General features: G+C 43.8%; 9 protein-coding genes and 1 tRNA gene. 5 read left to right on the top strand and 5 right to left on the bottom strand.

Going from position 1 to position 13,810, the window contains the following annotated elements; genetic code table 11:
* Window positions 1-52: 52 nt before the first annotated feature.
* Both QUB13_RS22850 and QUB13_RS22845 read right to left on the bottom strand, forming a co-directional pair.
* On the bottom strand, window positions 53-2,776 hold the full coding sequence (locus QUB13_RS22850; RefSeq protein WP_333385188.1) for a leucine-rich repeat domain-containing protein: 2,724 nt from the start codon (window positions 2,774-2,776) through the stop codon (window positions 53-55).
* Window positions 2,777-2,896: 120 nt separating this feature from the next.
* A complete protein-coding gene (locus QUB13_RS22845) occupies window positions 2,897-3,190 on the bottom strand; it encodes a hypothetical protein (protein WP_265238746.1) in 294 nt (97 codons plus the stop codon).
* Window positions 3,191-3,520: 330 nt separating this feature from the next.
* On the opposite strand from QUB13_RS22845, the gene zds reads away from it, so the two are divergent.
* The 5 genes from zds to QUB13_RS22820 all read left to right on the top strand — a co-directional run bounded on the left by zds (window position 3,521) and on the right by QUB13_RS22820 (window position 8,400).
* Window positions 3,521-4,957 (top strand): 9,9'-di-cis-zeta-carotene desaturase, encoded by a 1,437-nt coding sequence (gene zds, locus QUB13_RS22840; protein WP_333385185.1) that lies wholly within the window; start codon window positions 3,521-3,523, stop codon window positions 4,955-4,957.
* Window positions 4,958-5,244: 287 nt separating this feature from the next.
* Window positions 5,245-5,691, top strand: coding sequence for an SRPBCC family protein (locus tag QUB13_RS22835; protein ID WP_333385182.1), 447 nt, complete (start codon window positions 5,245-5,247; stop codon window positions 5,689-5,691).
* 223 nt (window positions 5,692-5,914) lie between these two features.
* Window positions 5,915-7,942, top strand: coding sequence for a serine/threonine-protein kinase (locus tag QUB13_RS22830; RefSeq protein ID WP_333385179.1), 2,028 nt, complete (start codon window positions 5,915-5,917; stop codon window positions 7,940-7,942).
* Window positions 7,943-8,105: 163 nt separating this feature from the next.
* A tRNA-Val gene (locus tag QUB13_RS22825) sits at window positions 8,106-8,179 on the top strand.
* A gap of 74 nt (window positions 8,180-8,253) precedes the next feature.
* The gene (locus tag QUB13_RS22820; RefSeq protein WP_333090285.1) at window positions 8,254-8,400 is read left to right on the top strand and encodes a hypothetical protein; all 147 of its coding nucleotides are present in this window, start codon (window positions 8,254-8,256) and stop codon (window positions 8,398-8,400) included.
* 10 nt (window positions 8,401-8,410) lie between these two features.
* Here QUB13_RS22820 and QUB13_RS22815 read toward each other — a convergent pair whose 3' ends face one another.
* The 3 genes from QUB13_RS22815 to QUB13_RS22805 all read right to left on the bottom strand — a co-directional run bounded on the left by QUB13_RS22815 (window position 8,411) and on the right by QUB13_RS22805 (window position 13,475).
* Window positions 8,411-9,421, bottom strand: a complete 1,011-nt coding sequence (locus QUB13_RS22815; RefSeq protein WP_333385175.1) for a PD-(D/E)XK motif protein — start codon at window positions 9,419-9,421, stop codon at window positions 8,411-8,413.
* Window positions 9,418-12,195 carry a Z1 domain-containing protein gene (locus QUB13_RS22810; RefSeq protein ID WP_333385172.1) on the bottom strand — a complete coding sequence of 926 codons (2,778 nt, stop codon included), beginning with the start codon at window positions 12,193-12,195 and terminating at the stop codon, window positions 9,418-9,420. The genes QUB13_RS22815 and QUB13_RS22810 overlap by 4 nt, the downstream gene beginning before the upstream one ends.
* A 65-nt stretch (window positions 12,196-12,260) precedes the next feature.
* Complete coding sequence (locus QUB13_RS22805) at window positions 12,261-13,475, bottom strand: DNA cytosine methyltransferase (RefSeq protein ID WP_333385170.1); 1,215 nt, start codon at window positions 13,473-13,475, stop codon at window positions 12,261-12,263.
* Window positions 13,476-13,810: the final 335 nt, after the last annotated feature.

The raw sequence follows: 13,810 nt of genomic DNA, 5'->3' as shown, positions 1-13,810 counted from the left end.
TTTAACAATTGGCCTCAGATTGATGATTGTAGCTTTTTTAAATTAGTATTACTCAAGTTTGCACCGAAAACTCCTCTGAGTCAATATCCCAATTTACCCAGCGAATTGCCTCTTTAGCAGATGTCACATCTGGCGGAACTCGCAACGCATGAATGTGTCCGGTGCTCGGACAAATCATTTTTAACAGATAAATATCTTCTTTTTTCGGAGCATCATCATCGCCATCGAAATCATTTGGATCGAAGCCATCAATATCAGCATCAATTTTGAGCAGCGTGTATTCTTTCCAGCAATCTAACTCTTTTGCTTGCAGTTCCGAGCAAATTCTAGCATAACCAATTCCCTGAATTAATACTCGTCTTAATTCAGCATTGTCTTCTTCTAAAAGCCAGGTTGCTTGCCATTGATTGGGGTGAATGTGTCCGTATTTTTCAGGTAATGTTACACCGTGGTAGGAATAGATTTTGTAACCGTCGGGAAATTCCAGTGCAGGTTCCCCTTCTGCGTGGAGGCGGTATTCGCTGTCAAGGCTAAGCTGACAAGGGCGCGAGCATACAATGCAGATATTCTCAAACGCAAAAACCCAGCCGCATTCTGCTAAAAGCTGGTTCAGACATTCAAAAAGTTTCTGTGATTCTGGTTTAACAACAATTCCCAAGCCATAAACACAGAATTCAGCAAGAGCGAGAGCCTCAACCAAGTATTTCGGAGTAAATATTGACTTTGAATAGTTCCCACACTCTAAAAAATTTGCATTCAATTGTTGTTTTAGCTGTTCCTCCCATACAATTGACTGCGAAAGTTGCTGCAACTCTGATATTAAAATAAATGGGTGTAATTCATCTTTTATATATTTGTCAAACTGCTCGACACACTCATTGTTTTGTATAGAATATTGCAGAGTTTCTAGTTGTGCAAACGCTTCGTTAGGGCTACTGTAAAAAGTTATTTCTGGAAGTTCTAAACCCAGGGTTTCGTAGACAGATTTAAGGGCGGTAGTGGCCTTGGGGTGAGAGATTGGTTCGGTAGAGTTGGCGAGAGTTCCCCACTTTTGACGACAGGGTTCGATCAGACTCTTCTGTTCAGCTTTAAAGTTTACAAACAGCTTAGTCAAATCAGTTAGATATTGCAGGGGCGTGAAGTCTGATATTTTATTTTTGAGCAGATTCAGAACAGTCAAATGAGTCAGAGATTGTAAGGGTGTGATATCTGATATTTTATTCTTGAGCAGATACAGTTTAGTCAAATGAGTCAAAGATTGTAGGGGTGAGAGGTCTGATATTTTATTTTTGCTTAGAGACAGCGCAGTCAAATGAGTCAAAGATTGTAGGGGTGTTAAGTCTGATATGTGATTGTTGAACAGATGCAACGCAGTCAAATGAGTCAAAAATTGTAGGGGGGTTAAGTCTGATATGTGATTGTGGGACAGATAAAGAGAAGTCAAATGAGTCAGACATTGTAAAGGTGTTAAGTCTGATATTTTATTTTTTCTGAGACCAATATCGGTCAAATTAGTTAGAAATTGTAGGGGCGTGAGGTCTGATATTTGATTGTCAGATAGAGTGAGATCGGTCAAATTAGTTAGAGATTGCAGGTATGCGATGTCTGATATTTGATTGCCACATAAATGCAGTTTTTTCAAATGACTTAGAGATTGCAAGTATGCGATGTCTGATATTTCATTGTTGGACAGTTTCAGATCATTCAAATGACTTAGAGGTTGCAAGTATGCGATGTCTAATATTTGATTGTTAGACAGATTCAGACAAGTCAAATGACTTAGAGATTGTAGGTGTGTAATATCTGATATTTGATTGTCAGACAGATTCAGAGAACTTAAATGAGTTAGATATTGTAGGTATGCGATATCTGATATTTGATTGTCAGACAGATCCAGAGAACTTAAATTAGTCAGAGATTGCAGCGGTGTGATGTCTGATATTTGATTGTTGGAAAGATCCAGAGAAGTCAAACCCGCGCATGATTGCAGCGGTGTGATGTCTGATATTTCATTGTAGTAAATATATATCCCAGTCAAACCCGCGCATAATTGCAGCGGTGTGATATCTGATATTTCATTGTATTGCAAATATAGATTGCTCAAGTGAGTCAGAGATTGCAGTGGTGTGATATCTGATATTTCATTGAATTGCAGATATAGATCAGTTAAATGAGTTAGAGATTGTAAAGGTGTAATGTTTGATATTTGATTGTAGTCTAGATGCAGCTCTTTTAAATGACTTAGAGATTGCCAGTATGCGATATCTGATATCTGATTGTTGGACAGATAAAGAGAAGTCAAATGAGTCAACCCTTGCAGGTATGCAACATCTGATATTTGATTGTCGGACAGATTCAGAGCAGTCAAATTAATCAGAGATTGCAGTGGCGTGATGTCTGATATTAGATTGTCCTGAAGATTCAGCTCTTTCAAATGAGTCAGAGATTGCAGGGGTGTAATGTCTGATATTAGATTGCAGCACAGATGCAGCTTATTCCTACTTGACAGTATCCGGTTCGCTTCATGAATATTGGAAGTGCCAGCACACTTTAACAGCATCTCAACTGTATGTTTTGCTGCTTCTGAAAGGCTGTCTTTGTGCAAGCACCAGTCGGCAAAGCTGTTGAATTCTGCGGGATTTGGTTGTTGTTCTGACATAAAATTGTGGAAAATTATATATTCCTGGCAAATATCTAATTCTGTAGCTGCTAGTTCTTGACAAATACGATCGCACAAAATGACATCCAATGCTGTAAATGCCGATCGCACAAGCACCCACTTTAATCATTTCCACAGCGTGCGATCGATCGCGAAAAGTGGAAAGCGATCTCGCCCTCCACTTTTCGCGATCAACTGGAATCTGAGCTTTTTGTGCAGACTAAGGTTTGTTAAACCTTAGTCTGCGACATACCGCCAACCTTGGGGCTCATATTCGCGCTGAATCCGCACCATCCAATTACCTTCAGGAATTGCGATCGCATGGTGTTCTTCGTGACTCAATAAAGCTGTGGGCGAAAGCACTCGCAAGTACAGAGTACCGTCTTTTTCGTACAGTTCAGCTTGTCCCTCAATGATCTGGTGAGAATGTCCCGTGACTTCACCTTCGGCGAGAGTTAGGTGAGGTTTCTTTTCTCCTGCGATTTGCGGTACCGGGGTGAGAATTACGTCGCCTTGTCGGATGGGCTGCATAGGTTTTTTCTAATTTTTGTTTGCTGATGTCGATCGAGCTTTCGTACTACTATTTTATTGCCTCTTACGGTGGCATGACTGTTGAACAATTGAAAAAATATATCGATGAGCAAGATATATCTGTTGAATAAACAGACTTATTGTGCTTTGATGTCGTCATCCACCCTCTCACTGCTTAACGCTTGCGCTTGTAAGGTTGTAAGTCGGTGGAATCAAGCGCGTCACCGCACCTCCGATCCCACACTAATCGAGGCGACAAGCGTGGGGATTCCGGTGTTTTTAGCTAAAATTTGTTACAATTTGTAAAAATACTGGATAAGGAATTGTAAGATGCGGGTTGCGATCGCAGGTGCGGGACTGGCTGGAATGACCGCAGCAGTCGATTTAGTCGATGCTGGCCACGAAGTAGAAATTTTTGAATCCCGCCCCTTTGTCGGCGGCAAAGTAGGCAGTTGGGTAGATCCCGACGGGAATCACGTTGAAATGGGTTTGCACGTCTTCTTCGGCTGCTATTATAACTTATTTGCTCTGATGAAAAAAGTAGGAGCTTTTGACGATTTGCTCCTCAAAGAACACGTTCACACTTTTATCAATCGAGGCGGTGAAACCGGTTGTTTGGATTTTCGCTTTCCGGTGGGTGCTCCGTTTCACGGTTTAAAAGCATTTTTCACGACATCTCAGCTATCCGTACAAGACAAAGTTCAAAATGCGCTCGCCCTCGGAACTAGCCCCATCGTCCGAGGTTTGATCGACTTTGACGGAGCAATGAAAACTATCCGCGATTTGGATAAAATTAGCTTTGCTGACTGGTTTCGCGGTCAAGGCGGCAATCAAAACTCCCTCAAAAGAATGTGGAATCCGATCGCCTACGCACTAGGTTTTATCGACACCGAAAATATTTCGGCCCGGTGTATGTTGACAATCTTCCAATTCTTTGCAACAAAAACCGAAGCCTCTATGATGCGGATGCTAGCCGGTTCTCCCAGCGAATATTTGCACAAACCAATTGTGGAATATTTGGAAAGCAAAGGAACCAAAATTCATACCAGGCGCAGAGTCCGAGAAATTCAGTTTCAAGAAGCAGCAGAAATGCGCGTCACAGGCCTGGTAGTAGCGAACGGCGAAACCGAAGAAAATATCACCGCCGATGCCTACGTTTTCGCCTTAGACGTGCCGGGGATTCAAAAAATATTGCCGCCAGCTTGGCGCAAATGGTCGGAATTTGACAACATTTATAAGTTGGATGCTGTGCCGGTTGCTACAGTACAATTGCGGTTCGACGGTTGGGTAACGGAACTGGAAGATGAAGCACAGCGCAAACAGTTGAGCCACGCCGTAGGAATTGATAATTTGCTATATTCAGCAGATGCAGATTTTTCTTGTTTTGCAGATTTGGCGCTGACAAGTCCCAAGGATTACTATAAAGAAGGACAAGGTTCTCTGTTGCAGTTGGTGCTGACACCGGGCGATCCGTTTATCAAACAAAGCAATGAGGCGATCGCCCAACACGTACTTAAGCAAGTTCAGGATTTATTTCCCTCAGCACGGGAATTAAACATGACTTGGTACAGCGTGGTTAAGTTGGCTCAATCTTTGTATCGCGAAGCACCGGGAATGGATGTTTACCGCCCCGCTCAAAAAACTCCTGTACCTAACTTCTTTTTAGCAGGAAGTTACACTCAGCAAGACTACATTGATAGCATGGAAGGTGCAACACTTTCCGGTCATCAAGCCGCTAAGGTAATTCTCGAAGTTTACGGTCATTAGTCATTAGTCATTAGTCATTAGTCATTAGTCATTAGTCATTAGTCATTAGTCATTAGTCATTAGTCATTAGTTGGTTGTTGGTTATTGGTTCCTATTTGTTGGTAATAATAACCAATAATATCGTTTCTCTCGTTCCCAGGCTGTGCCTGGGAATACCTATCAGGAGGCTCTGCCTCCAGTATTTTGACAGGAAATGCGAGGCAGAGCCTCTAGAAATGCGTTACCAGGCAGAGCCTAGTAACGAGAAATCTAAAATCTAAAATCTAAAATCTAAAATCTAAAATCCCATGACTGATTGGTTAGAACATAGCGTACAAGTAGAAGTGGCAATTCCTATCGAATTAGCCTGGGAACTTTGGTCGGATTTAGAGCAAATGCCGCGCTGGATGAAGTGGATAGACTCTGTTCGCATTCTTGAAGATAACCCAGAATTATCTCGCTGGAAACTCGCAACGGGCGGGTTAGAATTTAGCTGGCTTTCTCGGATTCTGAAATTAGTGCCGAATCAGATAATTCAGTGGGAATCGGTAGACGGTTTGCCGAATCGGGGTGCGATCAGATTTTACGATCGCAAAAACAGCAGCATTGTCAAACTGACGGTGGCCTATGGAGTTCCCGGTTGGCTGGCAAAATTGATGGACAATTCATTTGTAGGGCGAGTTGTTGAATCCACTATTCAGGCTGACTTGGAAAGATTTAAAGAGTATGCTCTGAATGTTAAGGCGACATCTTGAATTTGGCGGACGGTCGTCCTTACTACAAACTGGTTCGTAGTGAGGACTTCAGTCCTTTAATTTTAATTGTAACGCCAGATATCAGACTTGGCGGTTGAAACCTATCCTACACAAACGATGTCCCGATATTGCGCGGATTAAGAAATAAAGGGGATATTTAAGTCGGATTTGGTATTGCCTCAGTATCATAGAAATATGCTGCTGATTGCTTCCCGGTTCAGTTATGAGTTATTGCCTAAACCCCGCCTGTCAAAACCCGCAAAATGCCGATCGCACCCAATATTGCCTGAGTTGCGGCTCCAAACTGTTACTCAGAGAGCGTTACCGCGCCATCAAACCCCTCGGGCGCGGCGGTTTCGGCCGCACTTTTTTAGCAATAGACCAAGACAAACCTTCAAAACCGCGCTGTGCAATCAAACAGTTTTTCCCCCTATCCCAAGGAACCAGCAGCAGCGAGAAAGCAGCAGAATTATTCAACCGAGAAGCCGTGCGGCTGGACGAATTGGGGAAACACCCACAAATTCCCGAATTGCTGGCGCACTTTCAACAGGAACGCTATCAGTATTTAGTGCAGGAATTTATAGAAGGTGAGAATTTACAGCAAGAATTAGCGCGGACTGGGCCGTTCAGCGGCAATCAAATTTTGAGTTTGCTGAATGATTTATTACCAGTATTGCAGTTCGTGCACTCGCGCAGTGTCATTCACCGAGATATTAAACCGCCCAATATTATCCGCCGCCGTCTTTCTCAAACTCCAATAAATTATAGTTACCCCACATTAACCGGGGAATTAGTTTTAGTTGATTTTGGCGCCGCCAAACTTGTGGAAGGTTTGAGAGAAACCGGTACAGTAATCGGTTCGCCGGAATTCGTCGCGCCGGAACAAATTAGAGGTCAAGCGGTTTATGCCAGCGATTTTTACAGTTTGGGTGTTACTTGCATTTATTTGCTGACTCAAGTATCTCCTTTTGATTTGTTCGATATCAATCAGGATGTTTGGGTTTGGCGAGATTTTTTGAAGGTTCAAATCCCTCCGAAATTAAGCCGCATTCTGGACAAAATGATCGAGTCGAGTCTCAGTCGCCGCTACAAATCTGTAGCTGAGATTCTCCAAGATTTGCAGCCGCAGCAGTCGCCTCCACAGGTTCCCCCGACTCCCGCGCCAATAGCAATTCCAGTGCCACAGACTGCGCCTGCTGTGCAGAATACGGTGCCGCCAACGGTTGCAGGCACGATTATACCTGTGCCCCGGAAGCAGCGGGTTTTGCCGACCCGCGCGCCTACTTGGAGGTGCGTTCATACTCTGGTAGGGCATTCTAATGCTGTCACGTCGGTAGCTTTCAGTCCTGATGGGGCGACTTTGGCTAGCGGGAGTGAGGATAAGACGATTGAGATTTGGAAGTTGGAGGCGGGTAAGCGCTGGTACACTCTCACGGGTCATTCTGACTGGGTGACTTGTGTGGCGTTTAGTCCAGATGGTGCGACTTTGGCTAGCGGTGGTCGGGATAAGACGATTCAAATTTGGGATTTGAATAAGGGTAAGTGGTGGTACGCTTTGCGCGGTCATGAGGATCGGGTTTATGCTGTGGCGTTCAGTCGCGACGGTCAGGTTTTGGCTAGTGGTAGTCGGGACAAGACTGTGCAGTTATGGAATTTGAATAAGGGTAGGCCGATGTCGGTTTTGACTGGTCACGCTGGTGGGGTGGAGGCGGTGGCTTTTAGTCTTGGTGGGGAGTTTTTGGCTAGTGGTAGTCGGGATAAGACTGTGCAGTTGTGGGATTGGCGCAATGGTCGATCGATCTGTACTTTAGCAGAGCACGGGGATTGGGTGCGGGCGATCGCCTTTGCTGGAACCTCCCCCAGTCCTCTTGCCGGTCAGACCCCCCCCAGCCCCCCCTTGGTAAGGGGGGGAGTTGGAGAAGGATCATCGGTTTTGGTTAGTGGGAGTCGGGATGGTACGGCGAAGTTGTGGCGGGTGGATGCAGGGGGGGAAGGTACGCTGCTGCGGAGTATGAGGGATAATTCTGGGGATGTTTTGTGTGTGGCGTTTAGCCCGGATGGTGGGGTTTTGGCGACGGGGAGTCGGGATGGTTCGATTTATTTGTGGGATGCGGCGACGGGGGGTTTGCTGGAACTTCTGACTGGGCACGAGGGGGAGATTTTGTCGGTGGCGTTTAGTGCTGATGGGGGGTGTTTGGCTAGCGGTGGGGGCGATCGAACTGTGAAGATTTGGCGGGCGATTGGGTTGTAGGGGCGATCGAATGGGATGCAGAAACCGGGTTTTTTGCGGAAAATATTTGCTTGTAGCCCTCGATCTTGGTGAAAAACCCGGTTTCTTGGGCGGGAGTCGATAAATTTTTGAATATTTATGCTTGACAGGCGATCGAATGTTATGCTAAGTTAGTAATCCGTGAGGACGCATAGCTCAGTTGGTTAGAGCACTACGTTGACATCGTAGGGGTCACTGGTTCGAGTCCAGTTGTGTCCATATTTTAAAGCCCGCTCTGTAGCGGGTTTTGCTGTTTTTGGCGTTGGATTGTGTGGTAAGGGCGATCGCTTCAAGTGGTAGAGTTTGATATGGCAAGGGCGATCGCCCTTTGGCAAGAGGGTTTACCTGTTGTACCCGTGCGATTAAATGTCATTCATCAGCATTTAGAGGAGTTAAAGGGCAGGGCAAAATTGTCTGAGGTCTTCAGCAAAATGAATTAATTTGGCTTATTCACTCATGGCTGCCAATAATTACAGCAATTACATCTAATTCTGGTATTGAAAAGCGTCGGCACTCGGCAACGCTAATGGTGTAGCGAACATCGCCAACGCCATTTCGCAGATCCGCTTCAATAATTCTGGGAAAATCTCCCTCGACTTTGAAATAGTTAACTTCTCGTGGGGTATAGCCAATTTGTTCATAGTAGGGAATATGTATATCCAGATAGCCAACTTCAAAAAGAAGTATTTCTAATTCTTCTTTGGCTATAGGGTCGTTTTCGAGAAGTGATCTAAGACTGGCGACAATATCCGGTAGAGATTCACCTCGTTCTTGTCTAGCATCAAGGGATAGGTGCAGTAAAATCAGTGCGCCAGTGCCAGTATTATCTAGTTGCCGTTCGCTGGCGATCGCTAGTTTCTGATGCTGTTTAGCTGTAGTAGTTTTGACTTCAACAGCACAGTGTTGAAACTGGAAATCTTGTTGAGTTCCTTTTGCACCCGTCCAGCATTTGACTCCTTGGCGAGAGCCAATTTGAGGAATAACAACCTGCCGCAAAAACCAGAGTTCACCATATAATCCTTGCTGTTCCGCTTGGCTAAGTCCTTCAGGGTTATGTTTTTCTAAGAATGCTTGCCATCGCCGCAGACGGGTAAAGAAAGCCCCTACAGCGTTTTGCTCATCCGCAATCGGGGCAATTGCATCAACAATGTCCTGTACTAATGTTGTAAAGATATCGCTGTAACGCGAGTTAATAAGTACCAGTTGCAGGGTGGCATGGGCATCATCATCACCTTGCAGGGCTATACGCCTAACCTCAAAGCAGTTAGAATTCGGAAAAACAGTGGCTTTCCCGATTGATTTTTGATTCACCCGCATCATCAGCAAACGTGCATTAGAAGGTGTTTCAATAGCGAGATAAACATCGTATGCAACCTCTGGCAATAGGCGGCGGGTGACATAGCCAGAAGCTACACTTGCAGTATCTTCCTCCAATATTTTCCAGGTATTTTGCACTGTCATGGCTGACCAAATTCCTCTTTCCAGTACACATTATTAACCTTGTATTCGACCATCTGCGCTGTCTTGCTATCGGGAAAACTTATCACAAAACCGATCACAGGAATTTCAGAATAGATTACTTCGGGTTCTAGTGGATAGAGCAACAGTAAGCCGTTCTTTGGTGAACGCTTGGAACGCAAAATTTTTCCGTTAGGTGTATTGCCAGCCCCCGGTGGTTTACCAGCCTCTTCTCGCTGAATCCTAGTGAGATCGAGAATCTCTTGACGAGTTACCTCTGATAGATCGAGCCATTCATCCGTTGGACTCAGGAGTCGAGACTTGCTCAGGCGATATTCTTGAGAAGATTCAGGGGAGGCATCCTTACGCAGAGTTGTACCCACTTCATGTCCAGCAATACACCTTTTTTTGCCTCGATTATTTGATATAAGAATAACAGTCCATAACACGAGTTCATTTTGGGGAAGCTGAGCCTTAATGTAATCTACGAGGTGTGTGGTGTTCGCAGTTTTAACTTTAGGATGTGATTGATAGCCTGAAATAAAATCGGTGATTTTTGTAGCGCGAACATTCTCCCAGATATAATTGTTGCTTTCTTGCCTGGAGTATTCGCCAAGTGTTCTCAGCATTTCTTCAGTAACTTCAAGGTTTTGTTGGTTTTTAGTTTCATCTTTATAGAAGATGGTAGTTTCACTAAGGCTTCGGGTGTAGGACAGTTGCATGACGGTGCCTGTCTTCATCTTATTAGCTCCGGTGATGACCAGCCCCTGTGGGTGCGTGCGAACTTTTAGACCGAATTCATCAGGTGTGGCTCCGGCATCAGCCATATAGTCAAACTCCTGCCGGAGTTCCTCACTGGCAACAGTGATGTGTTCATACCATTCAACCAGGTCATTAGTTGTGTACAATCGGCAAAGGTCTAGATACCCCGGTCTGTACCCAAACCATCGCCCCATCTGCATCAGAGTATCGTACATCTTTGAGGCTCGGAGATAATAGCTGACGCTCAGACCTTCCAAAGTCAGACCACGAGACAATTTATCACCGCCAATCGCAATAACGCTTAAGCCGTCTTTGTGTTCCCAGTAGTCCAGTATATCCCTGGCTGTGCCGTTGATTTTCTTAACCTGAATCTTAGAGGCAGCCGGGTGCAATAAAAGTTTGACTTCTTCCCAAGAAACTGACTTTAGTTCTGGATCAGCTATGGATAAGAGTATGGATGAAGTAGTTGGCACAAAGTCATCTTTCCATAACTTCTCAAATTCTTCCTCTAACTTGCCTGGTGCGTTAGTGTCGCCATACCGCAGTCGTTTTTGTAGGGAAGTCAACTCGTCTTTGACTTGCTTTGCTACCTCATGTTGGACAGCCGTAAAACGGGCGACATGAACTAGCATTGAGTTGTGTTCGTTCTCCTGTCCTCGCACAATTCTTGCAGCGCAACAAAGAATAAACGCCCTAATTGCCTCCTTGAGAGACCCTGGAAGTTCACCAGGAACGTGACCTCTTTTGTGTTTGTCCGGCATCCATTCTTTTTGGTCTTCCACTGTTCGGATGATGGGTAAAGCTTCTGATGCTTCAAGACCAATAGCCTGGTCGGTATCCAGTCCAAATATCTGCACTGGACCGATGTAGTTTGATGGTGCAGGTAGGTTGATAATAAAACTACGTGGAAAGAGATCCTCTCCAAATTCGGGATTTTTTTTATCTGGGTCTGGATAGATGAAGATGTTAGCAAATGGTGTCGCTGTGTAACCCACATAAGCACTCTTTTCAAAACTGTAAAGGAGCTTCCTGATTAATCCATTGATTGCTGAAACATCATACTCTTCCTGAACTTTGCCATTTTCATCGAATAGTGGGGGATTTGTGTTGATCGAGGCATTATCTGCCTCGTCATCAATGACGAGTAACGGAACTCCTCTGACAATTCGTTTTCCTGATTCTTCATTCACAATCCCGCGAACATTCAATGCCCATTTTAGAAGATTACTCAGTACCGATTTGTTCTTTTTAACAACAAGCAGAACTGGATCTCCACCGCCTGGGATCGTTCCATTCTGATTTGCTACCCGCTGGTTAAAATCACCTTTCTCAGCACTGCTTGTAGCTGAATGAGCAATTAGCAACTTTTCAGTAAGGATTTTGCCCGCACCCATCAAGGAATTCTGCCCTCTATCGAAAGCTCTGTTAACCTGTGAATCGCGTCCGAGAAAACCTTCATCTAAACGAAGTTGCGTCTGGCTCCGCAAGCTGTTCTGGATACCAGCAAGCACAATAATCAGTTTATATCCTGCATCAACCGCCTTGCAGATCAGACCAGTATAGTTTGCTGTTTTTCCAGACTGAACCTGTCCAACAACCATTCCTCTCCGATCCCAATCTCCTGAACGCAAGGGGTTCTCTAGGCGTTGAAGAATAGATTCTGTCAACTGATCTAAACCACTCGTCGTCGCTGGTGCCCAGCCCTTTTCTTCCTCCAGATAACGTACATAACGGTTCCAAAAATCCCAATTGATTTCACTGTTGCGGTCAGCCAACCAAGGGATGTGACCCTCTTGATTTTCTAGTACAGTACCTAAACCCATCCAAATATTGAAAAGACTTTCAAGTTCCCGGACGAGTTTTTCCTCATCTACCTCAACGGTATGACCCTGTTCGCTAGTTCTAGTAGAATCAACGGCAATTTTGACTTTTTCTTGAATGATTTGCCGAGTGGGTGTCCGTTCACCCTTCAACAGAGCTTGAGCCACCAGACGAGCTCTATCGTAGTCGTTCATTTTAGGTCTTCTCCATTTGTCTGCTTTTAGTTTTGAAATGCACTTGAGGTATAGCTGAAGCCAGGTTAACCCCTTTCGGAGTGAGCCTCGTGGTAGGCTTGTACTTGTTTTACAATTGGTCTGGCGATCGCCTCAGCTAAAAGAGGTGGTACAGAATTCCCAACTAGCTCAAACATTCTCGTCATAGGTGCGTCAAACACAAAATGATCTGGGAAACTTTGAAGTCTAGCAGCCTCTCTTACAGAGATACTTCTGATTTGTGTTGGATGGATATAGGCTAAACAATCTTTCTGCATATGTGCCGTTAGTGTCCATGAGGGTTTATCCCAATGTAAGCGTTTATACTTGTCCTCAAAACTCCGATCGCTGTAGCGTTTTAACTCATCAGGTATATTTTTATATATACCCCCTTGGGGCATGATGCTAAAGATATACAAGTCTTTGTCGTTATGCGATCGACATATATGATTCATCACCGTATCATAAGATTCAGTTCTCATTAGCTTTTGATACTCGGATTTAGGCAAAAAATTGTAAGCTTTAGGAGAGTCAATTTGCTTTGGTGCAGTGCTTTTCCTCTTCAAAGGTAAACATATAGGCTCTAATTCTGGTAAATCTTCAATTGCTTCTCCTACAGAGACAGGAGAACTTGTATTCGCATCTGGAAACTCGAAAGCTAGATTCGCATCTTTACGCCTACCAACAATGAATAAGCGTTTGCGGATTTGAGGGACACCGTAATCAGAAGCGGTTAGAATTTGATGGCTAATATTATAGCCTGGATAATCAGGGATTTCAGTAGTTAATCCATTTTCTAAATCTTTTATCAAAGTAGGAAATATCCAGTGATTGAGGAGATAATTGACGTTTTCAATGACAAAAAATAGAGGCTTGTAATATTTAATTGCCCTGATAAATTCTTTATATAAAAAGTTTCTCATATCACTTTCTATATGTTTTCCTAAAGACTTCATTTTACCCTTGCCTACTACTGAAAATACTTGACAGGGCGGTCCCCCAATTAAAATATCAATTTCTCCCGGCTCCAACTCCAGCGTACTCAAATCAGTAATAGATTCGATAGACTGAGCATCACGCATCATTTTACACTTAGGAAAGTTTCTATGATGCGTTCTTATAGCATGAGGATTTTTATCAATTCCCCCTAAAATTTTACAGCCGGCATTCTGAAAACCTAAGCTCATCCCACCTGCACCGCAAAAAACATCGAGGACAGCAGGTAATTTTATATTTTTTGTTTCTGGTCTAAGTCCTAGCATTATCGATCAAAAAAAATACGCGATATTTTATAAGTTTACATTTATTTGTAACTAATTCATCATAAATTTTAAAATATGTATTTCATCTTGAATATTGATATATAGCCTTTCTCAGAAATATGAGGTATCATGTTACTGACACTCACTCGTGAGGATCAAACAGAGAAAATCAGCTCAAATCAACTAGAATTACATGGTTACGCACAAGCCACGCGAAAGCGATACCACACATAATAGCATTTGTTTGACAGCACGAAGAAGTTGACTCATAACACGTTTACTTATACTCCTCTTCATACATTGGTAAAAATGAAAGCTTATTCGATTGATTTTAG

Origin of the sequence: Microcoleus sp. B4-D4, assembly GCF_036705185.1 — a bacterium.
GTDB lineage: Bacteria > Cyanobacteriota > Cyanobacteriia > Cyanobacteriales > Microcoleaceae > Microcoleus.
Note: the sequence above shows the minus strand (reverse complement) of the source record. Positions and strands in the feature narration are given on the sequence as shown.

Bases quoted from the DNA above. Each gene is read 5' to 3' on its own strand.
- QUB13_RS22810 (WP_333385172.1), bottom strand. From the start codon at position 12,195: ATGAACGACTACGATAGAGCTCGTCTGGTGGCTCAAGCTCTGTTGAAG.
- zds (WP_333385185.1), top strand. From the start codon at position 3,521: ATGCGGGTTGCGATCGCAGGTGCGGGACTGGCTGGAATGACCGCAGCA.
- QUB13_RS22805 (WP_333385170.1), bottom strand. From the start codon at position 13,475: ATGCTAGGACTTAGACCAGAAACAAAAAATATAAAATTACCTGCTGTC.
- QUB13_RS22830 (WP_333385179.1), top strand. From the start codon at position 5,915: ATGAGTTATTGCCTAAACCCCGCCTGTCAAAACCCGCAAAATGCCGAT.
- QUB13_RS22845 (WP_265238746.1), bottom strand. From the start codon at position 3,190: ATGCAGCCCATCCGACAAGGCGACGTAATTCTCACCCCGGTACCGCAA.
- QUB13_RS22835 (WP_333385182.1), top strand. From the start codon at position 5,245: ATGACTGATTGGTTAGAACATAGCGTACAAGTAGAAGTGGCAATTCCT.
- QUB13_RS22815 (WP_333385175.1), bottom strand. From the start codon at position 9,421: ATGACAGTGCAAAATACCTGGAAAATATTGGAGGAAGATACTGCAAGT.